Source organism: Vibrio sp. T11.5, assembly GCF_027587155.1.
In the GTDB taxonomy this organism is placed as follows: Bacteria; Pseudomonadota; Gammaproteobacteria; order Enterobacterales; family Vibrionaceae; genus Vibrio; species Vibrio neptunius.
The window spans coordinates 19574-44322 of the sequence record NZ_JAPPTP010000017.1 but is presented as its reverse complement, the minus strand read 5'-3'; the positions used below and the strand labels follow the sequence as shown (position 1 = coordinate 44322).

Annotated in this window: 21 protein-coding genes, 1 tRNA gene and 1 riboswitch; of the genes, 15 read left to right on the top strand and 7 right to left on the bottom strand. The window is 44.8% G+C overall.

Features of this window, described 5'->3' with window-relative positions:
• Positions 1 to 28: 28 nt before the first annotated feature.
• Positions 29 to 1006, bottom strand: a complete 978-nt coding sequence (locus tag OH455_RS16380; RefSeq protein ID WP_269982105.1) for a helix-turn-helix transcriptional regulator — start codon at positions 1004 to 1006, stop codon at positions 29 to 31.
• Positions 1007 to 1725: 719 nt separating this feature from the next.
• Positions 1726 to 1801 (bottom strand) — tRNA-Asn (locus OH455_RS16375).
• A 553-nt stretch (positions 1802 to 2354) separates the two neighbouring features.
• On the opposite strand from OH455_RS16375, the gene uvrB reads away from it, so the two are divergent.
• The 3 genes from uvrB (at position 2355) to luxU (ending at position 6377) form a co-directional block, all read left to right on the top strand.
• Positions 2355 to 4385 (top strand): excinuclease ABC subunit UvrB, encoded by a 2031-nt coding sequence (gene uvrB / locus OH455_RS16370; RefSeq protein WP_269982104.1) that lies wholly within the window; start codon positions 2355 to 2357, stop codon positions 4383 to 4385.
• 249 nt (positions 4386 to 4634) lie between these two features.
• Entirely contained in the window at positions 4635 to 6029 is a 1395-nt protein-coding gene (luxO, locus tag OH455_RS16365) for a quorum-sensing sigma-54 dependent transcriptional regulator LuxO (RefSeq protein WP_045975011.1), read from the top strand.
• A gap of 6 nt (positions 6030 to 6035) precedes the next feature.
• Positions 6036 to 6377: a quorum-sensing phosphorelay protein LuxU gene (gene luxU / locus OH455_RS16360; protein WP_269982103.1), complete on the top strand. Its 342-nt coding sequence runs from the start codon at positions 6036 to 6038 to the stop codon at positions 6375 to 6377.
• Here the strand turns inward: luxU and yvcK are convergent.
• Positions 6363 to 7250: a uridine diphosphate-N-acetylglucosamine-binding protein YvcK gene (gene yvcK, locus OH455_RS16355; RefSeq protein ID WP_269982102.1), complete on the bottom strand. Its 888-nt coding sequence runs from the start codon at positions 7248 to 7250 to the stop codon at positions 6363 to 6365. The genes luxU and yvcK overlap by 15 nt on opposite strands.
• A 179-nt stretch (positions 7251 to 7429) precedes the next feature.
• Positions 7430 to 7567, top strand: a riboswitch (molybdenum cofactor riboswitch).
• Between yvcK and moaA the strand changes: the two genes are divergently transcribed.
• The 10 genes from moaA (at position 7556) to udp (ending at position 16181) form a co-directional block, all read left to right on the top strand.
• On the top strand, positions 7556 to 8545 hold the full coding sequence (moaA, locus tag OH455_RS16350) for a GTP 3',8-cyclase MoaA (protein WP_269982101.1): 990 nt from the start codon (positions 7556 to 7558) through the stop codon (positions 8543 to 8545). (Overlaps the previous riboswitch by 12 nt.)
• A gap of 87 nt (positions 8546 to 8632) precedes the next feature.
• Entirely contained in the window at positions 8633 to 9145 is a 513-nt protein-coding gene (moaB, locus tag OH455_RS16345; protein WP_269982100.1) for a molybdenum cofactor biosynthesis protein B, read from the top strand.
• Between the two features lie 16 nt (positions 9146 to 9161).
• Entirely contained in the window at positions 9162 to 9641 is a 480-nt protein-coding gene (gene moaC / locus OH455_RS16340) for a cyclic pyranopterin monophosphate synthase MoaC (RefSeq protein WP_269982099.1), read from the top strand.
• On the top strand, positions 9638 to 9883 hold the full coding sequence (gene moaD, locus OH455_RS16335) for a molybdopterin synthase sulfur carrier subunit (protein ID WP_269982098.1): 246 nt from the start codon (positions 9638 to 9640) through the stop codon (positions 9881 to 9883). Before moaC ends, moaD begins: the two co-directional genes overlap by 4 nt.
• The gene (gene moaE / locus OH455_RS16330) at positions 9883 to 10338 is read left to right on the top strand and encodes a molybdopterin synthase catalytic subunit MoaE (RefSeq protein WP_269982130.1); all 456 of its coding nucleotides are present in this window, start codon (positions 9883 to 9885) and stop codon (positions 10336 to 10338) included. The genes moaD and moaE overlap by 1 nt, the downstream gene beginning before the upstream one ends.
• Before the next feature lie 176 nt (positions 10339 to 10514).
• Positions 10515 to 10712, top strand: coding sequence for a nitrate/nitrite transporter NrtS (gene nrtS, locus OH455_RS16325; protein WP_420896012.1), 198 nt, complete (start codon positions 10515 to 10517; stop codon positions 10710 to 10712).
• Positions 10713 to 10826: 114 nt separating this feature from the next.
• The gene (locus OH455_RS16320) at positions 10827 to 11243 is read left to right on the top strand and encodes a CBS domain-containing protein (RefSeq protein WP_045975002.1); all 417 of its coding nucleotides are present in this window, start codon (positions 10827 to 10829) and stop codon (positions 11241 to 11243) included.
• Between the two features lie 81 nt (positions 11244 to 11324).
• Entirely contained in the window at positions 11325 to 12791 is a 1467-nt protein-coding gene (locus tag OH455_RS16315) for an MATE family efflux transporter (protein ID WP_269982097.1), read from the top strand.
• Positions 12792 to 12848: 57 nt separating this feature from the next.
• Positions 12849 to 15155 carry a zinc/cadmium/mercury/lead-transporting ATPase gene (locus tag OH455_RS16310; RefSeq protein WP_269982096.1) on the top strand — a complete coding sequence of 769 codons (2307 nt, stop codon included), beginning with the start codon at positions 12849 to 12851 and terminating at the stop codon, positions 15153 to 15155.
• A 267-nt stretch (positions 15156 to 15422) separates the two neighbouring features.
• Positions 15423 to 16181, top strand: coding sequence for a uridine phosphorylase (gene udp / locus OH455_RS16305; RefSeq protein WP_045974999.1), 759 nt, complete (start codon positions 15423 to 15425; stop codon positions 16179 to 16181).
• An 83-nt stretch (positions 16182 to 16264) separates the two neighbouring features.
• On the opposite strand, the gene OH455_RS16300 is transcribed toward udp, so the two are convergent.
• The 4 genes from OH455_RS16300 to metG all read right to left on the bottom strand — a co-directional run bounded on the left by OH455_RS16300 (position 16265) and on the right by metG (position 22517).
• Complete coding sequence (locus OH455_RS16300) at positions 16265 to 17077, bottom strand: hypothetical protein (RefSeq protein ID WP_269982095.1); 813 nt, start codon at positions 17075 to 17077, stop codon at positions 16265 to 16267.
• 202 nt (positions 17078 to 17279) lie between these two features.
• Entirely contained in the window at positions 17280 to 19187 is a 1908-nt protein-coding gene (locus OH455_RS16295; RefSeq protein WP_269982094.1) for a DUF3857 domain-containing protein, read from the bottom strand.
• Positions 19184 to 20266, bottom strand: coding sequence for a hypothetical protein (locus OH455_RS16290; RefSeq protein ID WP_269982093.1), 1083 nt, complete (start codon positions 20264 to 20266; stop codon positions 19184 to 19186). Before OH455_RS16290 ends, OH455_RS16295 begins: the two co-directional genes overlap by 4 nt.
• Positions 20267 to 20456: 190 nt before the next feature.
• Positions 20457 to 22517: a methionine--tRNA ligase gene (gene metG, locus OH455_RS16285; protein WP_269982129.1), complete on the bottom strand. Its 2061-nt coding sequence runs from the start codon at positions 22515 to 22517 to the stop codon at positions 20457 to 20459.
• A gap of 155 nt (positions 22518 to 22672) precedes the next feature.
• On the opposite strand from metG, the gene apbC reads away from it, so the two are divergent.
• Positions 22673 to 23746, top strand: a complete 1074-nt coding sequence (gene apbC / locus OH455_RS16280; RefSeq protein WP_269982092.1) for an iron-sulfur cluster carrier protein ApbC — start codon at positions 22673 to 22675, stop codon at positions 23744 to 23746.
• Positions 23747 to 23978: 232 nt separating this feature from the next.
• Positions 23979 to 24620, top strand: a complete 642-nt coding sequence (gene udk / locus OH455_RS16275) for a uridine kinase (protein ID WP_045974995.1) — start codon at positions 23979 to 23981, stop codon at positions 24618 to 24620.
• The last annotated feature ends 129 nt before the right edge of the window (positions 24621 to 24749 follow it).

The window sequence follows — 24749 nt, the reverse complement described above, 5'->3', positions numbered from 1 at the left end:
TACCAGAGGGAAAGACAGAAGGTTAATATCAGGCTCTTTGGCGGCACTTACGATATTGAAGAGGGTTTTGTCCAAAGTGTTGCTTAAACAGTTTGGTGAAGTGAGAAGGGCTTGAGTAGCCTACTTTGTATACAATATCTATAATAGGCTGGTCAGTGAACTCGAGTTCTGTTGCAGCGATATCCATTCGTGTTTGTTGTAGCCGCTTGGAGAATGTCGTATTGAAGAGCAACTTGAATCCTCGTTTAAAGCTCGTTTCATTGGTACCCACTTCTTTGCATAGCTCTGCAATACTCCAGTTTTTGCCAGGTTCTTGCTCGATTAAAGAATGTGCTTTACGGATCTTGTTCAGAGTTCGATTGGATAAACATGCGCTATCATCAGTCTTTCGGTTGGGCTGAATCATCTCCAGCTGCCCTAGTAACTTTGACAAACATTGATAGGCTTGTGAAACAGTGTACAGGGGTGTTGTTGTCTCTGGTGTATGGGCTGTTTCATTGATATCGAGCTGACTGAGAAAGCGCTGAATATCAAAGCTTGTATCAAATACCCAAGGTCGATTGTCAGCGAGAGGTTCAAGGCTACGATTTTTTAGCACTTCTTGAATTTGGTGATGAATCTTGCCCAAGTAGTGACATTCAAACCGAATGTCGGCGATCTCAACAAAGGTTTCTTCTGTACTTATAAAAACGTCATTGAACTGGTCGGTGGATAAAATAAGAACACTCTTACCGGGTTCCAGTTCAAGTGGTTGATCTTGACCATTGTGCCAAAGCAATCGTTCACCGCGCAAAACGGTTAATATGCGTAGGCAACAGGTAGGTTCCGCAGGCTGAGTCTCGTAGGCTGTGCAACCACCATATCCAGATAAGGTATGAATTTGACACCCCAGGCACCCGCCGAATGATTGGCAGGTCGGTTTTATCGGTGAGCGTAAAGATTGGCTAGTTGCACACGATGTGGCTTGAGAGCAATCAGATTGAAATTTTGAGTCAACGCAGTTCATAGTTGGTACCCTTCAATACGGCTTAGTCAGCTAAATGCACACATGTTTCATTGGAGTATTGAGAAGCGGGCCACAGGGCAAAGTATTTATTTTCCGCACGTTGTCTCATGTTTTTATTTTTTGAAACTCGTATTATTGGTTTTATAAACGAGTGCTTCATTCTGTTGAGCTTGTCGATTTCTGTCTACTCGGATCGGAAGTCATTTTTCTTCGCTTTGCACCGCAATTGAGTAGTGCTTGTAGTACAGGAAAACCAAAATTATTTTGGCAAATAAATATGCAGATGAAATTTCGATGGTTGTCGCAGGCCGCCAACAATGACCAGCCATCGCTCCTATAGGCATGACAATAAACAACAGGGACGAGTAAGTACTGCTAAGTGGGTAATGTTTGCGCAAAACGTTGGGAAACGATCGTTAGGGCGTGCAATCTTCTTGAAAACGAAAAAAAGCTCAACCTTTCGATTGAGCTTTTTGCTGAATTTGGCTCCCCTTGTCGGGACTCAACGCGGGCGGCTAGCTCTGAGACATTTGCTTGGAACAAGCAAGTCGCAGTTGAAAACGAAAAAGCTCAACCTTTCGATTCAGCTTTTTCTGAATTTGGCTCCCCCTGTCGGGACTCAACGCGGGCGGCTAGCTCTGAGACATTTGCTTGGAACAAGCAAGTCGCAGTTGAAAACGAAAAAAAGCTCAACCTTTCGATTGAGCTTTTTATGAATTTGGCTCCCCCTGCGGGACTCGAACCTGCGACATACGGATTAACAGTCCGCCGTTCTACCAACTGAACTAAGGGGGAATTGCGTTTAAGCGCTGCGAATCTTATCGACGGGATGAGACTCTGTCAACCTCAAAATCGCCTCATTGAGCTAAATATTTTTGTTAGAAAGTGCTTTACTTTTTTTTAGCCCTTGAAGCGTAAAGGTTAGGTTTACTTATCCACCAAAATTGTGGATAAGTGTGTTAATTAAACTTGATAAATGAAATAACGTCGAAGCAATCGATTTTTAGATGAAAAAGTGACCAATAAAAGTTCAGTGATAACTTGTTGTACATTAAAGCTTCAGTAGCAGGCTAGAACATAACTGATGATGGTAGAGGTTTTTTTGAATTGTGTGGATAAACTGGTTGATTAACCGTAGATGTGAGTAAGCTGTGAATGAGTTTCTACGCGAAGATTAGAGCGCACACAGTTTAGGGCCAGAAATAGTAGCAGGATTGAATATTAGGATCTAGCGTTATGCGGACAAAATATTTAAAACAGGCGGTTATTTTTTCTTTAGCTATTGTTTCTGTATATTCATACAGTCAAAATAGACCCGATTTATTCTTCATGTACGGATGAGGTGCCAATGAGCAAAGTTTTTGATTTAGTGTCGGATTACCAGCCATCAGGCGACCAACCAACCGCGATTAGCCAGTTGTTGGACGGATTAGATTCGGGGCTCGCGCATCAAACCTTGTTGGGTGTAACAGGTTCAGGCAAGACATTTACCCTAGCTAATGTTATCGCACAGGCACAGCGTCCGGCCATCCTGCTTGCACCGAATAAAACACTGGCAGCACAGCTTTATGGAGAGATGAAGGGATTCTTCCCTAACAATGCGGTTGAATACTTTGTTTCTTACTATGACTATTACCAACCTGAAGCCTACGTACCGACAACGGATACGTTTATAGAGAAAGATGCCTCTGTGAACGCCCACATTGAACAAATGCGTCTATCAGCGACCAAAGCCTTACTTGAGCGCAAAGACGCTATCATAGTGGCTTCTGTTTCCGCGATTTATGGTTTGGGTGACCCTCAGTCTTACCTACAAATGATGCTGCATGTGCGTCGCGGTGACGTGATGGATCAACGCGATATCCTGCGTCGACTGGCTGAGTTGCAGTACAGCCGCAATGATGTCGCTTTTGAACGAGGTCAGTTCCGTGTCCGTGGTGAAGTGATTGATGTTTTCCCAGCAGAATCTGATCAAGATGCTGTCCGGATTGAAATGTTTGATGATGAAATCGACTGTATCAGTGTTTTCGATCCTCTCACTGGGGTAGTGAAACAGCGTGATTTGCCGCGTTTTACTATCTACCCCAAAACGCATTACGTCACACCCAGAGATAAGATCCTCGATGCGATAGAGAACATTAAAGTTGAATTGGAAAGTCGCAAGAAATACTTATTGGACAACAACAAGTTACTTGAAGAGCAGCGCATCTCACAGCGGACTCAATTTGATATTGAGATGATGACCGAGCTTGGTTTTTGCTCTGGTATCGAAAACTATTCGCGTTATCTCAGTGGTCGTAGTGAAGGTGAGCCGCCTCCAACTTTGTTTGACTATTTGCCCGATGATGGTTTGTTAGTGATTGACGAGTCTCATGTGACGGTACCGCAGATTGGCGCCATGTATAAAGGAGACCGTTCTCGTAAAGAGACCTTGGTGGAATTTGGTTTTCGATTGCCTTCAGCGCTGGATAATCGTCCACTTAAATTTGAAGAGTTTGAATCTCTCGCACCCCAAACGATATTTGTCTCTGCTACACCCGGTAACTACGAACTGGAAAAATCGGATAGTGAAATTGCCGATCAAGTTGTGCGCCCGACAGGCTTATTAGACCCCGAATTAGAAGTTCGCCCTGTAGCGACACAGGTAGATGACCTATTGTCTGAAATCCACCTTCGCTCTGCCAAAGACGAACGTGTCCTTGTAACAACGTTGACAAAGCGAATGGCAGAGGATCTCACTGAGTATTTAACGGAACACGATGTTCGCGTTCGTTATCTCCATTCTGATATCGATACGGTCGAACGTGTGGAAATTATCCGTGATTTACGACTAGGTAAGTTTGACGCTTTGGTTGGTATCAACTTGTTGCGAGAAGGTTTGGATATGCCAGAAGTTTCGCTGGTGGCTATTCTTGATGCCGACAAAGAAGGCTTCTTACGTTCGGAACGCTCGTTAATTCAGACCATAGGCCGTGCGGCACGGAATATTAGTGGTAAAGCGATCCTCTATGCCGATACTGTAACGAAATCTATGCATAAGGCGATGGGAGAAACCAATCGGCGTAGAGAGAAACAACAAGCCTATAATGCTAAGATGGGCATTGAGCCGCAGGCACTAAAGCGTAATATCAAAGATATTATGGAACTTGGTGATATTGCTAAGAGCAAAAAACAACGAACTAATAAACAGGTCCCGTTGTCTGAAGTTGCTGAGCCCTCCCAGTCCTATAATGCGATGACACCCCAACAGCTTGAAAAAGAGATCAGCAAGTTGGAAGCGCAGATGTATCAGCATGCACAGGATCTGGAGTTCGAAGCGGCAGCTGAAAAACGAGATCAGATAGAGAAATTGCGCCAGCAGTTCATAGTGAATAGCTGAATGAACTTCTGACAGACAAAAAAATAGCCAGTAGGTAACATCCTATTGGCTGTAAGTTGTGAAAACTAAGTTCACTAACAACGTCAGTTGGCTAGGTGACCCAAAGGGTCATTATTTGAGCAGCATTTAACGTGCCAATTTTTTTACGCCAATTTTAGGGCGTTTCTCGTTTTTTGAACAATAAATTTGCAAAATGCAAAGCGCAATGCAATCATTTATACAAATTGCGAAGAAAAATTCGGCTAGGTTATGCAACAAAATACGCAAACACAAAAGTCAAGATATCTTTTGATGGTGGAAGACACAGCGTCAGTCGCGGCGTTGTACCGTTCTTATCTCACTCCATTGGGCATCGATATTAATATCGTTGGCACTGGGCGTGATGCTATCGAGAGTCTCAACTTTCGCACTCCAGATTTAATTTTGTTGGATCTACGACTTCCAGACATGACTGGTATGGATGTCTTACACGCAGTAAAACAGAAAACCCCTGATGTTCCAGTGATTTTCATGACGGCTCACGGCTCGATTGACACGGCAGTAGAAGCGATGCGTCATGGTGCACAGGATTTCCTTATCAAACCATGTGAAGCTGACCGGCTTCGTGTCACGGTCAACAACGCTATTCGCAAAGCGACGAAGTTGAAAAATGAAGCAGATAATCCTGGTAATCAGAACTATCAAGGCTTTATCGGCAGTAGCCACACTATGCAGGCTGTCTATCGCACCATTGACTCCGCTGCAGCGAGTAAAGCCAGTATTTTTATTACTGGAGAAAGCGGTACGGGCAAAGAAGTGTGTGCTGAAGCTATTCACGCTGCTAGTAAGCGTGGTGACAAACCTTTTATTGCGATCAACTGTGCAGCCATTCCCAAAGATCTGATTGAAAGCGAGTTGTTTGGTCACGTGAAAGGCGCGTTCACGGGGGCTGCTACTGATCGTCAAGGCGCAGCAGAACTTGCCGATGGTGGTACTCTCTTTCTCGATGAGCTGTGTGAAATGGATTTAGATCTGCAGACTAAGTTGCTACGCTTTATCCAAACGGGCACATTTCAAAAAGTGGGCTCCTCGAAAATGAAGAGTGTCGATGTACGTTTTGTTTGTGCGACCAATCGCGATCCATGGAAAGAGGTGCAGGAAGGGCGCTTTCGTGAAGATCTGTACTATCGTTTATACGTGATCCCATTGCACTTACCTCCTTTGAGAGAGCGTGGTGATGATGTCATAGAAATTGCTTACTCTCTGCTAGGCTTTATGTCTAAAGAGGAAGGAAAGGACTTTGTCCGATTGGCACCAGAAGTCGTTAGTCGTTTTGCCCAATACGAGTGGCCAGGCAATGTGCGTCAGTTACAAAACGTGCTGAGAAATGTCGTGGTGCTCAACAATGGTGAAAATATCTCGATGGATATGTTGCCACCACCACTTAACCAGCCAGTTGAGAGGCAGATAAGGATTGAACTGCAGGACAAAGACAGCTTTTCTGTGCATGACATTTTCCCTCTGTGGTTAACAGAGAAGAAAGCCATCGAGCAAGCGATTAAGGCATGTGAAGGAAATATTCCTAAAGCGGCGGGTTACTTAGATGTCAGCCCATCAACGCTTTATCGTAAGCTACAAAACTGGAACACTAAGGAAACACAGTAATCGATCATGGAAGTCTTAAATCAAACCAAAATAGACAGATTGGCCAGTGAAATTGGTGCCGATAATGTCCCCGTTTTACTCGATATCTTTCTCGGGGAGCTGGTGCAATACATTGAGAAGCTGAGCACTGACGAAGATTTGGATAAGGATGCCTATCTAAAAGAGATTAGTCATGCGCTAAAGAGTAGTGCAGCGAGCTTTGGCGCTGAATCTCTCTGTGCATACGCTGTTGAAGTGGATGCCAAGGCTAAATCGGGTCAGCAACTCGATGTCTCAGCGACGCAGCTGCAAATGGTCGCGCTGTTGAGTGAAACCCAACAGCGTTACAGAGCATTACTGACAAAATAGCGATTCTACGGCAGATTGCAATTTGCTTCTGTCGTGTCGCCAGTCTCGATTCGGTGAAGCCAGAGGCGTCGTCACGCAATTCCAATCGTTTAATTCGGGATGCGATTCCTCACCCAGTACCACATCAATTTTACGCCCGCGGCAAGCACGCTGACACCATTCTAGCTTTTCTTTAAGGGTCAGCTTACTGGCAGGCCCCTGTTCTGGAGAGAGGTTTTCAACGAAAACCAGTTGAGCTTTTTTGTTATTCTCAATGGCTCGACCAATTTCAGGTAATAACAATGGCGGCATAATACTGGTTAGAAAACTGCCCGGACCAAGAATGATTGCGTCAGCCTGCTCTATTGCCAGCACGCCTTCAGTGGTCGCTGGAACTTCGGGCTCTAAGTCGAGGCGTACCAGTTTCTCTGGCATTTCATCGACACTCGTCTCTCCAGTCACCCACTGGCCGTCTGGAGCTAGTGCTTTCAAATCAGCGGGGTGCTCTGTCATTGGAATGATATTCACGTCTACTCTCAGCATGTTACGAATAAGGTTAATTGCATCCAAAGGCCGAACCGAAAGGTTGTCGAGTGCAGTTAGCATTAAGTTGCCTAAGTTGTGACCATCTAATTCGCCTGAACCTTTAAAGCGGTATTCAAACATCATCGAACTGATTGAAGGATCGGTAATTAATTGGTTGATACAGTTTCGGGTGTCACCCCAAGCTATGCCTCCCTGACAGTGACGGATCCTTCCGGTCGAGCCTCCATTATCTGTAGTAGCAACAATGCCTGTCGCATTTCCACCAAAGTCTTTCAAAGCCGCCAACATACGTCCTAGGCCGTGGCCACCACCAATGGCGACCACTTTTTTTGTACAGTACAGAGTCATCAATTTTGTTCTTATTTGATCATATTCATCTACAATCTAGAATAATTGAACTGCTGAAAGTACTCAATACGAGGTATTTTGGGCGCTGGGTGTGATTTTTTTCTGTTTAGGGTAGAAACACACACAATTATTAAGTATTTTATCGTCAGCTGCTGTCTTTAAGCGCAGATCTTAATAGGCAGTTGCCATAACTCCGAGCTCATCGGGCTAAGTTCATAATGAATATGCGTGCTGAGCCAGTGACTGATTGTCACCAGGGCATAATTGGAAATGATTATCGCCTCCCGTGTTTGGAAAGGTGTTCCGTGGCGCAACAATTCGAAGATAGATTTCGACGCAAGTTTTACTACTTGCGTCTCTCTGTTACAGATGTCTGTAACTTTAAATGCACATATTGTCTGCCTGATGGTTATCAACCCTCGGGACAGAAAAACTCGTCTTTTTTAACGCTTCCAGAGATCAAACGTGTGGTTAGAGCGTTTGCTGACTGTGGTACGTCGAAAGTCCGTATCACTGGCGGTGAGCCAAGCTTGCGTAAAGATTTTACCGATATTATTCGTACCGTTTCGGAGACCGAAGGTATTGATAAGATCGCCACCACCACCAATGGTTACCGGATGGAAAAGCAGGTCGCGGATTGGCAACGAGCTGGATTGACCCACATTAATGTCAGTGTCGATAGTCTTGAACCACGAATGTTTCATCAAATTACTGGCGAAAATAAGTTTGCACAAGTGATGGCTGGTATCGACCGCGCCTTTGAAGTCGGCTATGAGCAGGTCAAGGTTAACGTGGTATTGATGAAGGACCTCAATTCTCATGAGTTGCCAGCGTTCCTAGGTTGGATTAAAAGCCGTCCAATTCAGTTGCGTTTTATTGAGCTGATGCAAACTGGTGAGATGGATGAACTTTTCCATAATCATCACGTGTCGGGAGTGGCGATACGCAACCAGCTCATCGCCAATGGTTGGTTACTTAAAGCCCGTGCAAACAATGATGGCCCTGCTCAGGTTTTTATTCACCCTGATTATCGAGGTGAAATTGGCCTAATCATGCCTTATGAAAAAGACTTCTGTGAGAGCTGCAACCGCTTACGTGTCTCGGCTAAAGGAAAATTGCACTTGTGCCTGTTTGGTGAACATGGTGTTGAACTCCGTGACTTATTGCAGCAAGACTCGCAAGAAAATGCGTTGATTGAGCGTATTCAGGCTCAATTACAGACGAAATCAGTGAGCCACTTCCTTCATGATGGCAATGCGGGCATGACACCGCATCTGGCGTCGATTGGCGGCTAAACGCTGACTCTCAATTCTCAAATCATACTTTATTGGGCTAAGTCGACTTGGCGCAATCTAAACAAATCGAAATAGGTAGGTGAACAAATGGGTCACGCAGAAAGCAAATTCCAACCAGCAAACATCGCTGTGTTAACCGTCTCTGATACTCGTACAGAAGATAATGATACTTCTGGTGCATATCTGGTTGAGAACGCAAAAGAGGCGGGTCACAACGTAGTGGATAAGCAGATCGTGATTGACGATATGTACAAAATCCGTGCGTTGGTCTCTCAATGGATTGCGGATGAAAGTGTTCAAGCTGTGATGATTACTGGTGGGACAGGTTTTACCTCTCGCGATAGCACACCAGAAGCACTAAAACCTTTATTTGACAAAGAAGTGGAAGGGTTTGGTGAGCTGTTCCGTCAGGTGTCATACGAAGAAATTGGTACCTCTACCATTCAGTCACGTGCGATTGCAGGGTTTGCTAACCATACCGTTATTTTTGCCATGCCGGGTTCGACAGGTGCGTGTCGTACAGGTTGGACAAAGATCATTAAGCAGCAACTCGATGCAACCCATCGCCCATGTAATTTTATGCCTCACCTAACGGTTTAACCTTCAGGAGTAGTTAATGAGCGAATTCACTCATATCAACGCTTCTGGTGAAGCAAACATGGTTGATGTATCGGCCAAAGCAGAAACGGTACGAGAAGCTCGCGCTGAAGCTTTTGTTCATATGAAACCTGAGACTTTGCAATTGATCGTGTCTGGTTCTCATCATAAAGGTGACGTGTTTGCGACCGCGCGTATTGCTGGTATTCAAGCCGCGAAGAAAACTTGGGATTTAATTCCACTTTGCCACCCCTTATTGCTGTCTAAAGTTGAAGTGCAGCTAGAAGCGATCGAAGCTGAAAATATAGTTCGTATTGAGTCTGTGTGTAAGTTAGCAGGTAAGACCGGTGTTGAAATGGAGGCCCTAACCGCTGCATCAGTGGCCGCATTAACTATCTACGACATGTGTAAAGCTATACAAAAAGACATGGTGATAGGCCAAGTTCGTCTGCTGGAGAAAACGGGTGGTAAGTCAGGTAATTTTAAGGTGGATGCATGATTAAAGTTCTGTTTTTTGCTCAAACCCGTGAATTGGTTGATACTGATGAACTTGAACTAGAAGCTCGTTTTGAGACCGTAGAAGCACTACGAGCAGACCTTGCAGCCCGCGAAGGTAAATGGGACTTAGCTTTGGAACCGGGCAAACTACTGGCAGCAGTGAATCAGTCTATTGTGTCTCTTGGGCACCCTTTGAGTGATGGTGATGAAGTGGCTTTTTTCCCTCCTGTGACAGGAGGTTAATCATGGAACGTGTGTCTGTTCAGTTCGAAGATTTTTCTGTTGGCACTGAGTACGAAGCTCTCGCACAGGGCACAACCTCTGGCGCCGTCGTTACATTTGTTGGCAAAGTACGAGACATGAACCTTGGCGACAAGGTCACTGGGCTATCTCTGGAGCATTATCCGGGGATGACAGAAAAAGCACTCGACGAAATTTGCCAGAAAGCTGAGCAGCGCTGGCCTTTGTTTGATGTTCGTGTCATTCATCGTGTCGGTGATTTAGATATTGGCGATCAGATAGTTTTCGTTGGTGTTTCAAGTGCTCACCGAGGTGCGGCGTTTGAAGCCTGCGAATTCATCATGGATTATCTCAAGACCCAAGCACCGTTTTGGAAAAAAGAACGCACAACAGAAGAAACTCGCTGGGTTGAATCCCGAGAGTCAGATACGAAAGCTGCTGAGCGTTGGAAATCATAAAAAACAGGCCCTCTTGATGATGGGCCTGTTTTGTATTTGATCAATCTATATGTTTGGTGTCGCGCTGGCATGTTGGGCGAGGGGGAATCTTTAACTGCTTTAAATCTTCTAACTATAGTTTAGTTAGGTCACCAAGTATTGATACAAACATAAGGCTTGCTCATATGAATGCACAAATGACCAAAAGAGCGCTGATCATTGCGGCCGTAGTCGGCACGTTACTCAATTTCATCAACCAGTATGATGCGATTCTTGGGGAAGGCTCTGTCAACTGGGCCAAAGCATCTTTGACCTATTGTGTCCCGTTTTGTGTCTCACTGTTCAGTAGTTGGCTGGCCACACGTGATGCGCAGTCCAACTGTCCCGGCGACTAGTTCTGTGATAGGTAACGTCTATTGGAAAAATTGTTGTTTTCAATTTAGTAAAATCAAGAAATTAGACAACAATTACAATATGGCAAGGGTGACTTGCTCTTTAAGGAGATACAAATGGAATCATTGAAAGTAAGAGATTACATGACACTGCAAGCCGTGACGTTTAAACCTGAAATGTCACTAAGTGCTGCGCTGGAAAAAGTGATGAAGTCGAGTTATCTCGGTGGACCGGTTATTAATGAAAAAGAACAAGTGATTGGTTTTCTTTCAGGGCATGACTTGCTAGATAAACTGGTTAAGGTCAGTTACTACTGTCAGGATACTCACATTGTGTCGGACTGCATGCATCCTGATGTTATTTCGGTTGGACCCGATACCTCAATTATTGAGCTGGCAGATATGATGCAAGTGGGTAAACCGAAAGTGTATCCGGTGATTGATAACGGCAAACTCGTCGGCATTATTACACGTCGTGATGTACTCAGAGCGGTGGCGAAGAATCTCGACGATTGCTTTAAACATCCAGTATAGTGGTGTGTTATAAATTTTAGAAAGAGGCGCAACGATGCGCCTCTTGTTGTTATTGATATCAGCAAAATCCTTAGGAGAAGCATGCAGGATCAGAGCGCTAAATTTGTTGAAGGCTCAACCATGCGCCACATACTAGTGATGTCAGGGGCAGGCTCTGTGGGTTTAATGGCCCTGTTTGTTGTCGACTTACTGGATATGTTGTTTATCAGCATGTTAGGGCAAGTTGAATTAGCTGCTGCGGTCGGTTTTGCTGGTACATTGGTGTTTTTCTCCACCTCTATTTCTATTGGTACCTCGATCGCTATGGGGGCATTAGTCTCTAAAGCGATAGGGGCTAAACAGCGTGATCATGCAAGGCGATTGAGTAGCAGTATTATTGCCACGGCTTTTGTTATCAGCAGTGTGGTCAGCGTGGTTATGTTTCTCTACATTCCTGAATTGCTGCACGCGATTGGTGCAAAAGGGTACGTAGCAGAGCGTGCAGAAGCTTATTTGAGGATTCTTATTCCGAGTGGGCCAGTAATAGCGATTGCTATGTCCGCGGGCGCGGGCTTAAGAGCCGCGGGAGATGCGAAACGTTCAATGTGGGCGACCTTGGCTGGCGGTATTGCAAACGCCATTCTCGATCCGATTTTCATTTTTGGTTTTGGCTGGAATGTGGAAGGTGCGGCTATTGCCACTGTTTTTGCTCGTTTTACCGTACTGTTTTTCTCCATCACCCCTTTAATTCGTATTCATCGGTTGGTGGCACCACTTTCGCTATCTGCGTGGAGCAACAACCTTAAAGCTATTCTGACGATTGCAATTCCGGCCGTGATTACTAATATCGCTACTCCGATTGGTAACGCGATTGTTACTACATCGATTGCACAATACGGCGAAGACTTTGTTGCAGGTTATGCGGTAATCGGACGCTTGATCCCAGTGTGCTTTGCTGTGATTTTTGCTTTGTCGGGTGCGGTCGGGCCTATCATAGGTCAAAACTTCGGAGCGGAGCGGATTGACCGGGTACGAGATACGTTAAACAACTCGCTGATTGTTACGACCACTTACACGATTTTGGTTTGTCTCATTCTCTACTTCGCACAACCTTTAGTGATTTCTGGGTTCAGTTTAATAGGAGATGCGGCGGTTATTGTCTCTGCCTTTTGTACTTATGTGGCCGCAAGCTTTATTTTCAATGGCGCTCAATTTGTGGCCAACACCTCATTTAACAATCTCGGTAAACCGCTCTATTCTACAGCGCTAAACTTAGGTAAAGCGACGTTAGGGACGTTACCGTTTGTCTATTTAGGATCGAATTGGTTCGGGGCATTGGGCGTGCTGTATGGTCAAGCGCTTGGTTCGATTGTGTTCGGCATCCTAGCCACCTTGGCATTGCGCATGCATTTAGCCGACTTAATCAAAGGTGGGACTGCAGAGCTAGTGGAGGAGGACCCCTCGATCACCAGTATTAATTCGCAACCGTTTTGTACTCATGACGCTGTCTTGATTGATGAAGTGGCGAGACAGAAAAAAATTTCTCCTCAAGACATAAAAAATAGTTGACCTTGGAGCTGACTCCAAGGTTTATGATTAAGGTGTACATTCAATGGAGATAAGTTTATGTGCACTAAACATCAAGCATGTCGTTCAGACAAAGTAGCGGTTAACCCATCAAATACTCACTCTTGTGCCAGTCCAAAATTTTCGACCATTAAGATGGCAGGCGTTGAAACGTCAGATTCGGACTGCTGTAGCTCAGACCGCTGTGGCAGTGGCACTGATCCAGCCGATGAGGAAAGTGACTCCGGTCTGTCACAAAACCCTCGAATGACACAAAGCTGGAAAATCGGTGGTATGGACTGCCCATCCTGCGCGCGAAAAATTGAAACTGCCGTTAACAAAGTTGATGGTGTTGTTGAAGCAAAAGTTCTGTTTGCGACAGAAAAATTGGTTGTAAAAGTAGACCACTCTGGTGTGGCGCAACTGGTTGAACAAACTATTCTTGATACTGGCTTTAGCTTTGCCAGTCCCAACTCTTCTTCTAATCAAAAAACGACTTCTGGTTGGAAACATATCTTCAAGCAAAACGCCCAGATTATTGCTATTGCATCGGCGATGGCGGTTGCGGCAGTGCTCAAACCGGCTCTTCCTCTAGTCAGCGAATGGATGTTTATCCTGACGTGTTTGGCTGGCCTGTATCCCATCGGTAAGAAAGCGATTGTATTAGCCAAATCAGGTACACCCTTTGCCATTGAAACTCTGATGAGTGTGGCAGCACTTGGTGCTCTTTATCTGGGGGAGACCGTTGAAGCGGCCATGGTGTTACTGCTGTTCTTGATTGGTGAGCAGTTAGAGGCTTTTGCAGCTTCTCGTGCCCGCAGCGGCGTGCAAGCTTTGATGGAATTGGTGCCGGAAACTGCGACCAAAATTATTGACGACCAACGTGTTGAAGTCTCTGCTAGTGAGCTGCAACCTGGCGATATCATCGAGGTCTCGCCCGGAGCAAGATTGCCTGCAGATGGTAAATTGATCGGTGATGTCGCCAGTTTCGATGAAAGTGCACTCACCGGTGAGGCGATTCCAGTCGAGCGCTATCAAAATGAATCTGTGATGGCTGGGGCTGTTGTGGTCGATAAGGTTGTACGTTTTACGATTACCTCCAAACAAGGAGAGAACGCCATTGATCGTATTCTTCATTTAATTGAAGAAGCGGAGTCACGCAAAGCACCTCTGGAACGTTTCTTAGATAAATTTAGCCGCTGGTACACACCACTCATGATGCTAGTGTCACTGTTTGTGATCATTGTACCGCCAATGTTCTTTGCTCAGCCTTGGGAGACTTGGGTCTACCGTGGTCTGGCGTTGCTATTGATTGCATGCCCTTGTGCTCTGGTGATCTCCACACCAGCAGCGATTACATCGGGGCTGGCTGCAGCAGCAAAACGTGGGGCTCTAATTAAAGGCGGAGCGGCGCTAGAACAGCTCGGAAAGATCGAAACCATCGCCTTCGATAAGACGGGTACTTTGACTAAAGGCAAACCAGAAGTGACCGACATCATCACCTTGGGTGAGGTTCGAGAGTCGGAAGTGCTCGAAAGTATCGCGGCTATTGAGGTGGGTTCAAGCCATCCTCTGGCAGTCTCGCTGGTGAACAAAGCAAAATCAACGGGCATTAACTTACCAGAGGCTTCGGACAAACAGGCGTTGATTGGTAGTGGTGTTCGAGGTGTAGTGAATGGAGTTGTGTATCAAGCGATTGCACCAAGTAAGCTTGGGTTTGAGTTGAGCAGTGACATCGAGTCTCTTATTCAGCAGATGGAAGAGCAAGGTAAGACAGTGGTAGTTGCTGTCCAAAACGAAGACACAGTACTGGGCTTGATTGCTTGGCAAGATACTTTAAGAGAAGATTCCGCCAAAGCGGTGAAAGCGCTGAAAGGTTTAGGTATCAATTCGATTATGCTAACAGGTGATAACCCTCGCAGCGCGCAAGCGATCAGTTCAATGATCGACATTGATTTCAAAGCCAGCCTCCTGCCTCAGGACAAAGTCACCTATGTTGAGGCGCTTTCCGCTAATGCAAACGTTGCTATGGTCGGTGACGGTATCAATGATGCACCTGCGATGAAGGCATCAAGTATCGGTATCGCTATGGGGGGCGGAACAGATGTGGCTCTTGAAACCGCGGATGCTGCAATTACTCACAATCGTTTGATGGAGTTAGCAGGTATGATAGAGCTGTCGCGGGCGACACTGAACAATATTCGTCAGAATATATTCTTGGCTCTGGGTTTGAAAGGTGTCTTCTTAGTCACGAGTTTATTGGGGATTACTGGTCTCTGGGTGGCGGTATTAGCGGATAGTGGGGCAACTGCGATTGTGACCTTGAATGCACTTCGACTATTGAAATTTAAGTCCCATCAGGAATAGCGAGTCACTACATGCCTGACTAAACTCTCAGCCTCTGTATCCATGGTATAGAGGCTGTTTTTTATGCAACATGAGTAGCCTATTTGTATAAAAGTGTGATGCCAAACGATTTTATGTGTAATGTTAATACTGTTTGCGCTCATCAATGTGAGTTTTATCACTCTTTGGTGGGCGTGAGTCAGATAAAGTATTCCAGTACCCAATGAAATTTATAGAACGAACAGGTTCGTGTGTTGAATCAAGTTTCGTCAAACTAAGGAGCCCCCTATGTCTCAAGCCGTATTTCACTTAGGCGTTACTGAAGCTGATCTTGCTGGTGCCACGTTGGCGATCATCCCAGGTGACCCTGCACGCGTTCAAAAGATCGCAGAAGAAATGGAGAATCCGGTATTTTTGGCGAGCCACCGTGAATACACACTTTACCGTGCTGAGTTAGATGGTAAGCCGGTTGTTGTTTGTTCTACTGGTATTGGTGGTCCTTCTACTTCGATCGCTGTCGAAGAGTTGGCGCAACTAGGTGTACGTACTTTCCTACGAGTAGGAACAACGGGTGCAATTCAGCCACACGTTAACGTTGGTGACATGATTGTTTCAACAGGTTCTGTACGCCTAGATGGCGCTAGTCTTCACTTTGCTCCGATGGAATTCCCAGCAGTGGCTGATTTTGAAGTGGCGACAGCGATGAAAGCCGCTGTTGAAGAGTCTGGTGCAAATGTACACATGGGTGTTACTGCATCTAGTGATACTTTCTACCCTGGTCAGGAACGCTACGATACATTCTCAGGTCGCGTCGTGAAGCGTTTCCAAGGCTCGATGAAAGAATGGCAAGATATGGGCGTGCTGAACTTTGAAATGGAGTCTGCGACGCTACTTACCATGTGTGCAAGCTCAGGCTTGAAAGCGGGCTGTGTTGCGGGTGTTATCATCAACCGTACTCAGAAAGAGATCCCAGACCATTCAACGCTGAAAGAGACAGAAGCGCGTTCAATCAAAGTTGTGGTTGAAGCTGCACGCAAGATGCTTTAATAGCAAACTTTTCCCTTTCTAAAGCCCTGCTCTTTGAGCAGGGCTTTTTTTATCTCGCAATACACCTGTAACGGGATGTTCGGCTAACTAAAAGCCACTTTAGGGAGAGGTAAATACAAACTTTCTGTCATGTTCGACAACATTTGGTCATACACCTGAGAAATAATCAGGGAGATATCTGTCGTCAGTTGGTAGAGCTCTTCCACTGAAAGCGCCATATCATCAGAAGCACCTATTTCGGACAAAGTATGCATGGACTTTGAGCTTAGCGGTGAGGCAATCGACATTGGACAAATTAAGGAGAGTTGATTAAGTTTTCGTCTCGACTTCTCACAATAGTATTTAACTCTTAGCATTCCCTCCGGGTAGTGTGCTTCTTGAATGCATACGCGTAACTGAGTAAGCACTTCCATACTATCTAACACTTGTTGCCAGTTTAGATGGTATTCGTCACTCAATTCTTCTCTTCCGGATTCAATCAGCCATGCAATAGCCACCTCATCCATCATGAACATACAATGACGGATGGCATGCCCATGAATGACTTGATTGCGCGCAACAGAACGTTGTGACCATTCTTTATGCAGTCCTTTCAGTTTGAGCTGCAGTATTCGATACATAGGTTTGTTTTCAAACTGTGCCACAGCGATAAGCTCACCCGATTTTTCCATCATTTGGTCATAGATTCGTTCTAACTCAGGAAAGCTCTGAGATTGATGTTGAAGGGACAGTGCTTGATGAGTGAACGATCTGTGCTGTCGACTCAGCAGCAAAACTTGCCTAAGTAATACGAGAATGTCGAATTTTCTCTGTAGTGTCGTTTGACGGTGTTTTGAAAAGTGAAACATCGCCAGCAAAATGCCAATGGATATAACGAGAGAAATGAGTACAAACATGACTGACTCCTTGTTGCTTGATACCTCTCAATGCTAGGAGCAGCTTTGATGCCAGAATTTTATCTATTATATTTCAATTACTTATTGTTTTTAGGTGTGCAGTTATGCTCTCAGAAGGTGCACGAATTCACCAAAAGTGTGAAATAGGACACAAAAAAGCCCCGCTATAAAAGCGGGGCTTCGAGAACGAGCTTGATAAGAACTAAGCTTTGCTAAAAGCCGTAAACTGAATCTGAGAATGGTCTTTTAGTATCTGGATAAAGTTGTTAAACGATTCAATCTCTTCCCCTGGAACCGTTTGAGCACGTATCTTCACCTGAGTGGTTACGTTGAGCTTATTGTCTGACTTCATTTCTACAGTGCGTATCATACTACCGTACTTGTGTTGAAATGTTACTGTTGAAGGTAGGTACTTTATAAGCCATGGGCTGTTAGTTAGATCAAACGTATATTTACTGGATACACTAATGCCTGAAAAAGTTTCGCTATGCCACTCATTTTCAAGTTTCATCGAACTGAGTTCATACGCTAACCAAGCATCATTTTCATAGTAGCTGAGCTTCTTTTCTGTAGGATCGAGGAAAGGCTCGAATTCAGCATCTGAGTTGATTTTAAGTAACGCGTTCATATCGTTAATGTGAGTAATCCAGAAATTCGGTATTGTCAGTGAGCTAACCTCAGCATCGTACTCTTCTTCAAGGAACTGTTGTTGTTCCTCCTTACTTCGTGATAGCAATTTTTGACGGTAGTAGGACGCATACTCCCCTTTGTAGATACGAGACTGCTGTTCCAGTTGCCCGCCTTGTTGGTCGAATTGCAATGTGACCTCAGAATCAACCTTCCAACGATAAGGACTTGCGTTGATGCTTTTTGGGCGCTGGTTGTTTTCGAGGACTAAACTGGCTTTACCTTGAATCCAGGTAGGTGTCGACTGCCAATTAGTATAATTATCTGTCGGATCGAGGCAGTATTTTTTGCCGGATAAGTCGAAGCACACTACGACGTGATTAAAGTGATTCATCGCAGGAAGCAACATGGAGCTTTGATTAAAGCGATCTGTATCAACTAAGACAAGTCTTGAATCTATACCAGCTTTCGCTAACAGCGCTTTAAGTAGCGTTGACTTATCTTTGCAATCTCCATAGCGATTATTGATGGTCTCATAAAATGTGTGTGGGGTAATGGAGTGCTCAGCTTCAGACATTGATACGTAGCGAATATCACGAGCGACGAATTCTAGTATTTTGGCTATGAGTTCATCCGTGTTTTTCGCTTTTTGCGAAAGTTCTGCGTACAAGGAATCTAGGCCTCTAACGTCATTTTCCGCTTCTGACATAGCTGCATTTGCTTGATCTATTACTTGCTGCCAATTGGAAAAGTTTGATATTTCTATTCGACCGATGTGGTCCTGCCACCGAGTAGAGTTATCATGCTGATATGATTCGATATTTTCACCACGACATTGCATACCTTGCGCTTGGTCTTTACAAACAACATCCTTTGTATTCGCTTTCCATTGAATGACTTCTTCAGGAAGCCAATTGGCTTCCAACAGGTATTTAAGTATTGGGTATGAGCGTCGAGTGTAGCTTTGATTTGACCAGTGGTCGTTTTGCTCTGAGCGTGTAGTTGTGGTCCTATACTTAATAATTGAAATGCTGCCTTTTTTTAGAGATGGAAGTGGAATGAGCAGCTTTTGTTGGTCTGTGAAAGTATTTTCACTATGAGTATCAAGTAGCTTTGTTAACTTAGGGTCGACATTGACGAGTTCACCTTGTGGAGAAATGGTCGTGGCAGCAATGATATCTACTTGTTGTTCATATCTGTCGAAATAGATCGACTTTGACCCATATTCTTCAGTGCCTATAAAGTCTGGGTAATAGTCGACAATAGTTACGGTACGTTCGACTTTTCTGGCTTGTATATCGAAATATTGTTGGTACAACAACCTTGTCATAGTATCGGTGTTAGCCACTGAGTCCTTCAACGCATTTGCTTGTTCTATTAGTATTCGATTTGCAGTTATATCTTGTTGCCACACAACACCTTCCTTGTCGTCTGCTGCAATCGCCCCAAAACTCGCTAAAGTGAAGATAATGAACTTGTTCATTGTGTTTTGAACTCCCTGACCATCTGAGTGATCTCTTGACTACTTTGTGAAAAAGAATAGGGTGAGCCTGCGTACATACCTAAAATTTCATACGTTTTGTTTGCGGTTTCAATAACACTAACAAACCCCATTTGTTCTTCACCATTTACTTGTCCGCTACAAATAAGGTCAACCTTTACAGACAGTTGGTCACTTAACAGGTATTTATCCTGGTGACATTTTGTTTTCGATAGATCGTTTTCTACCCAACTTCGTCTAGCGTGAATATGCTCATCAAGCAGGCCAAACTTTTCGTCATAAGTAAACAACATTAGATAGCTCGATGTATTGATGTTACTAAACTCAGCCTCAGCGCTACCGTCAGAGTAGGTGCCTATTTCATCCTGATACCATCCGTCCTCAAAGAAACTGAGTGACGCTATTTGATCTTGAGATATGGAAATGGAAGTGTTTTTTTCAAGTCTTGGCGTATCTTTATATTTGTATATATCAATAAGCTCGGAAGCAATTGCGATGATGTAGAGAGGCACAAAGATAACGGTAAACAGCCATTTGAGGACAACTTTAATATTGTGCTCTTTAGTCCAGTTAACATAAGGTATCGCATGTTTCAGGGTCGATATACGCTTCGCAAACAAAGAGAAGCTAACGGAAAAAATGGTGAGTATCAGTACGTCGAGCCATACTGGGCTATGTAAACTTGATGATATTGCCAAGTAAGTACTACTTAGTAACATCAAAATCACGATTAGGACGTTGAACTTCTTACTATGAGGAGAGCGATATTCAGCTTCGAGCTCATTTAAAGCTGTATGCAATGCCGGTAGGCTAAACAATGAAATGACAGGTGTTAAAGAAAACAACCACAACCACGGTGTAAACCTTTTCTTTCCTAGCTTATTAAATTCGTGTGTTCGAAATATGAAATAGAAGCTAGAGTAACTGCCGAAAGTAGCAAAGCTGAGTAAAAATTCCCATATAAAAGAGCGAGTTTGATTAAGCCTTATATTGTTTTTAGACGTTGTATGGTGTACCGAAGAGTCGGTATTGTTTTCAATTGTAATCGCGGTGTCAGACATTAGAGCAAATCCTTGTTATTTACCCCAAAGCTAAAGGTTTATTTTATATATATCAATATTAAGCTATTTATTGATTTGTATTTTGTATGTTAATTCATGGCTTTGCGTATTGTGATGCACTTATTATGGCTACATTAACAAAAAAGCCCCGCTATAAAAGCGGGGCTTGAGTAACTAAAAGTCAGCTGACTTACATGACGCGCATGCCTGGCTGCGCACCTTCGTGCGGCTCAAGGATCCAAAGATCACTGCCACCTGGGCCTGCTGCCAGTACCATGCCCTCAGACATACCAAACTTCATCTTACGTGGTTTAAGGTTTGCCACCATAACCGTGTGCTTACCGATCAGATCTTCAGGCTTGTAAGCTGACTTAATACCCGCAAATACCTGACGGACTTCACCACCGATATCCAGCTTCAATTTGAGAAGTTTGTTTGCTTTTGGCACTTCTTCACACTCAACGATCTTAGCGATACGAAGATCAACTTTGGCAAAGTCATCGAATTCGATTTCGTCTGCAATTGGCTCTTTATCAAGTTCAGTCTGGCTTGCTTGGTTCTTTGCTGCTTCTGCCGCTTCTTTTGCTGCAACTTCTGCTGCTGCATCTTCTTTTGAAGCTTCAACCATGGCTTCAACCTTCTTAGGATCGATGCGGTTGAACAGTGCTTTGAACTTAGTGATTTCGTGACCCGTTAGTGGTGCAGCGATACCTTCCCAAGTCAGTTCTTCGTTTAGGAAGCCTTCCGTTCGTGCTGCAAGCTCTGGCATGACTGGTTTCAGGTAAGTCATTAGAACGCGGAATAGATTAATACCCACAGAACAGATGTCTTGTAGCTCTTGGTCTTTACCTTCTTCTTTGGCTACAACCCACGGTGCTTTTTCATCAACGTATTGGTTGGCTTTGTCTGCCAGTGCCGTGATTTCACGGATAGCACGGCCAAACTCACGAGTTTCGAAAAGCTCTGCAATGCGATCAGCAGCAGCAACGAACTCGTTGTATAGCTCTGGCTCAGCGAAGTTTTCAGACAGCTTGCCTTCGAAACGCTTACTGATGAAGCCTGCGTTACGAGACGCTAGGTTAACAATCTTGTTGACCACGTCCGCGTTCACACGCTGAGTGAAGTCTTCAAGGTTAAGATCGAGATCATCGATACGACTGTTTAGCTTAGCGGCGTAGTAGTAGCGTAGACACTCTGGGTCTAGGTGGTTCAAGTAAGTCGAGGCTTTGATGAATGTGCCTTTCGACTTAGACATCTTCGCACCGTTTACAGTTACGTAGCCGTGCACAAAAACGTTGTTTGGCTTTCGGAAACCACTGCCTTCAAGCATTGCTGGCCAGAATAGCGAGTGGAAGTAAACAATGTCTTTACCAATGAAGTGGTAAAGTTCAGTTGTGCTATCTTTCTTCCAGTACTCGTCGAAGTCTAGGTCATCGCGCTTGTCACATAGATTTTTGAATGAACCCATGTAGCCGATAGGGGCATCTAGCCACACGTAGAAGAACTTGTCTTTCTCACCTGGGATTTCAAAGCCGAAATACGGCGCATCACGAGAGATGTCCCACTGTTGAAGACCAGACTCAAACCACTCTTGCATCTTGTTTGCTGTTTCAGCTTGAAGTGAGCCAGAGCGGGTCCACTCTTGGAGCATGCTTTCGAACTGAGGTAGGTCGAAGAAGAAGTGCTCAGAGTCTTTCATCACTGGTGTTGCACCAGATACTGCTGACTTAGGATCAATCAGTTCAGTTGGGCTGTACGTTTCACCACAGTTGTCACAGTTGTCACCGTATTGGTCTTCTGACTTACATTTAGGGCAAGTGCCTTTTACGAAACGGTCCGGTAGGAACATCTCTTTTTCAGGGTCAAACAGCTGAGAGATAGTGCGGCTAGAGATAAAGCCATTCTTTTTCAGCTCTAGGTAAATGTGTGAAGCCAGCTCACGGTTCTCTTCAGAGTGTGTGCTGTGGTAGTTATCAAAGCTAATATCGAAGCCAGCGAAGTCTTTCTGGTGCTCTTCACTTACTGCAGCGATCATCTCTTCTGGCGTAATACCCATCTGTTGTGCTTTTAGCATGATTGGCGTGCCGTGAGCATCGTCAGCACAGATGAAGTTTACAGTGTTGCCACGTAGGCGTTGGTAGCGAACCCAGATGTCAGCTTGAATGTGCTCAAGCATATGACCTAGGTGAATCGAACCGTTGGCGTACGGAAGGGCACAAGTGACCAGTAGTTTTCTTGGATCGTTTGCCATACTTAATAATCGCTTCTTAAGGTGTATAAAAATAGAGAGTAATACTACCTTATCCCACCAGTGACTCCAAGGAGTCATCAGCGTGATTACCTTAGTTTTTTCGGGGTTCAGTCCTTCGCCGCTCAGTGCTACGATTAGATGCATAAGGAGGACCTATGCGTCAGTTCACTTCAAAGCAAGATTTTTGTACTTGGTTAAACCAATTTGAGCACCCGAGTTTAGCTCCGCAATGGGCATCTGTGGCAAATATTGTCACGGTTGGAGTTAACGCTATCCAAATCGCGATTCCCTTCGCGGCCAAAGCGTTGGTTAGCGAGTTGTCAGAGTGGGTTCATGATCAGCAGCAAAGTGGTGAGGTCACCGCTTTTGAGTGTGAGATTGCTGTTGAACCTAAACCATTGGAAACTCATGTTGTTCATGAAGTCAAAGGTGTCAAAAATGTCATTGCAGTCACATCTGCGAAAGGTGGTGTCGGCAAATCGACAACTTCAGTTAACCTAGCGCTTGCCATGGCGCAATCTGGGGCAAAAGTCGGGCTACTTGATGCGGATATTTATGGCCCGTCCGTACCCATGATGTTAGGTCAGCAACAAGCAACACCAGTCGTTCGCGATGACAAGTGGATGCAGCCTATTGCTGCGCATGGCATTTATACACATTCGATTGGTTATCTGGTGTCGAAGGATGAAGCAGCAATCTGGCGCGGGCCGATGGCTTCCAAAGCGCTGGCTCAACTGTTGAATGAGACGGAATGGCCAGAGCTAGATTATTTGGTGATCGATATGCCGCCGGGAACAGGAGATATCCAACTGACACTTGCGCAGCAAATTCCTGTGACTGGAGCTGTGATAGTCACTACGCCACAAGATCTCGCATTAGCCGACGCGCGCAAAGGTGCGGCTATGTTTGAGAAGGTACAAGTACCTGTAGTAGGGTTAGTTGAGAACATGAGTTATCACATTTGCAGTCACTGTGGTGGTAAAGAACACATCTTTGGTGCTGGAGGGGCTGAGAAAATGTCGAGTGAGTATGGTCTTGACTTACTAGCTCAAATTCCTTTGCACATCTCTATGCGTGAAGACATTGATAATGGCTGTCCAACGGTGGCTGCGCGCCCAGACTCTGAACATGCCGCTCAATACATTCAACTGGCTGAATCCGTCTGTGCTCGAATGTACTGGCATGGTAAAGAAAAGCCCGCTTCTATCCAATTTACCATGGTCGAGTAACGATAAAACGAGTGCTTTTTAAGCACTCGTTTCTTCATCTTATGGCCTGTAAACGTTTGCGTTGAGCTTATTTATTCCATTTGTAGGTTTGGGTTAAATACTCACTAGTAACTGCAAGCCGAACTCCCTATAATCAGGCGGTTTATCTATTACACACTAATACACAATGCGCTTTATGCACACTGCTAGTATTAGAATATGACACCAATTCAATTCATCGGGTGCAAGAATAATGTCTGATAATAATCAATGCGTCATCGTCGGTATTGCTGGCGCGTCTGCTTCTGGAAAAAGTTTAATCGCCAGCACTATCTATAACGAACTTCGTGAGAAAGTGGGCGATCATCAAATTGGTGTGATTACGGAAGATTGCTACTACAACGATCAGGGTCACCTGAGCATGGAAGAGCGTGTTAAGACCAACTACGACCACCCGAGCGCGCTGGATCACGATCTTTTGTGTGAGCATCTTGAAATGCTGACTCGTGGTGAAGCTGTCGAAGTACCAGAATATAGCTACACGCACCACACACGCACAGACAATACCTCATCGATGACACCAAAAAAGGTGATCATTCTGGAAGGTATTCTTCTCCTGACTGATCCACGCTTACGTGATTTGATGCACGCGACCGTGTTTATGGACACCCCTCTCGACATTTGTCTGCTACGCCGTGTGAAGCGTGATGTGGAAGAGCGTGGTCGTACTATGGAATCTGTGCTGAAGCAATATCAAGAAACGGTACGTCCAATGTTTATGCAGTTTATCGAACCGTCAAAACAGTACGCGGATATCATTGTTCCTCGTGGTGGAAAAAACCGTATTGCGATCGACGTACTGAAAGCGCACATTGCAAAACTTTTGAAAGCTTAACCCTTTGTCTCATTCAGACGCTTTATTTTTTACGCAAGAAGTGGCACTTTAAGTGCCACTTTCTTTTTATGTTTCATAAACGTTTTTCGACAAGACTTATAATTGGGGTATTTGTCCACCAATACCCGA

Excerpts from the sequence above, each read along its gene's own strand:
- OH455_RS16380 (WP_269982105.1), bottom strand. The coding sequence starts at position 1,006 with ATGAACTGCGTTGACTCAAAATTTCAATCTGATTGCTCTCAAGCCACA.
- uvrB (WP_269982104.1), top strand. The coding sequence starts at position 2,355 with ATGAGCAAAGTTTTTGATTTAGTGTCGGATTACCAGCCATCAGGCGAC.
- luxO (WP_045975011.1), top strand. The coding sequence starts at position 4,635 with ATGCAACAAAATACGCAAACACAAAAGTCAAGATATCTTTTGATGGTG.
- luxU (WP_269982103.1), top strand. The coding sequence starts at position 6,036 with ATGGAAGTCTTAAATCAAACCAAAATAGACAGATTGGCCAGTGAAATT.
- yvcK (WP_269982102.1), bottom strand. The coding sequence starts at position 7,250 with ATGACTCTGTACTGTACAAAAAAAGTGGTCGCCATTGGTGGTGGCCAC.
- moaB (WP_269982100.1), top strand. The coding sequence starts at position 8,633 with ATGGGTCACGCAGAAAGCAAATTCCAACCAGCAAACATCGCTGTGTTA.
- moaC (WP_269982099.1), top strand. The coding sequence starts at position 9,162 with ATGAGCGAATTCACTCATATCAACGCTTCTGGTGAAGCAAACATGGTT.
- moaD (WP_269982098.1), top strand. The coding sequence starts at position 9,638 with ATGATTAAAGTTCTGTTTTTTGCTCAAACCCGTGAATTGGTTGATACT.
- nrtS (WP_420896012.1), top strand. The coding sequence starts at position 10,515 with ATGACCAAAAGAGCGCTGATCATTGCGGCCGTAGTCGGCACGTTACTC.
- OH455_RS16320 (WP_045975002.1), top strand. The coding sequence starts at position 10,827 with ATGGAATCATTGAAAGTAAGAGATTACATGACACTGCAAGCCGTGACG.
- OH455_RS16315 (WP_269982097.1), top strand. The coding sequence starts at position 11,325 with ATGCAGGATCAGAGCGCTAAATTTGTTGAAGGCTCAACCATGCGCCAC.
- OH455_RS16310 (WP_269982096.1), top strand. The coding sequence starts at position 12,849 with ATGTGCACTAAACATCAAGCATGTCGTTCAGACAAAGTAGCGGTTAAC.
- udp (WP_045974999.1), top strand. The coding sequence starts at position 15,423 with ATGTCTCAAGCCGTATTTCACTTAGGCGTTACTGAAGCTGATCTTGCT.
- OH455_RS16300 (WP_269982095.1), bottom strand. The coding sequence starts at position 17,077 with ATGTTTGTACTCATTTCTCTCGTTATATCCATTGGCATTTTGCTGGCG.
- OH455_RS16295 (WP_269982094.1), bottom strand. The coding sequence starts at position 19,187 with ATGAACAAGTTCATTATCTTCACTTTAGCGAGTTTTGGGGCGATTGCA.
- OH455_RS16290 (WP_269982093.1), bottom strand. The coding sequence starts at position 20,266 with ATGTCTGACACCGCGATTACAATTGAAAACAATACCGACTCTTCGGTA.
- metG (WP_269982129.1), bottom strand. The coding sequence starts at position 22,517 with ATGGCAAACGATCCAAGAAAACTACTGGTCACTTGTGCCCTTCCGTAC.
- apbC (WP_269982092.1), top strand. The coding sequence starts at position 22,673 with ATGCGTCAGTTCACTTCAAAGCAAGATTTTTGTACTTGGTTAAACCAA.
- udk (WP_045974995.1), top strand. The coding sequence starts at position 23,979 with ATGTCTGATAATAATCAATGCGTCATCGTCGGTATTGCTGGCGCGTCT.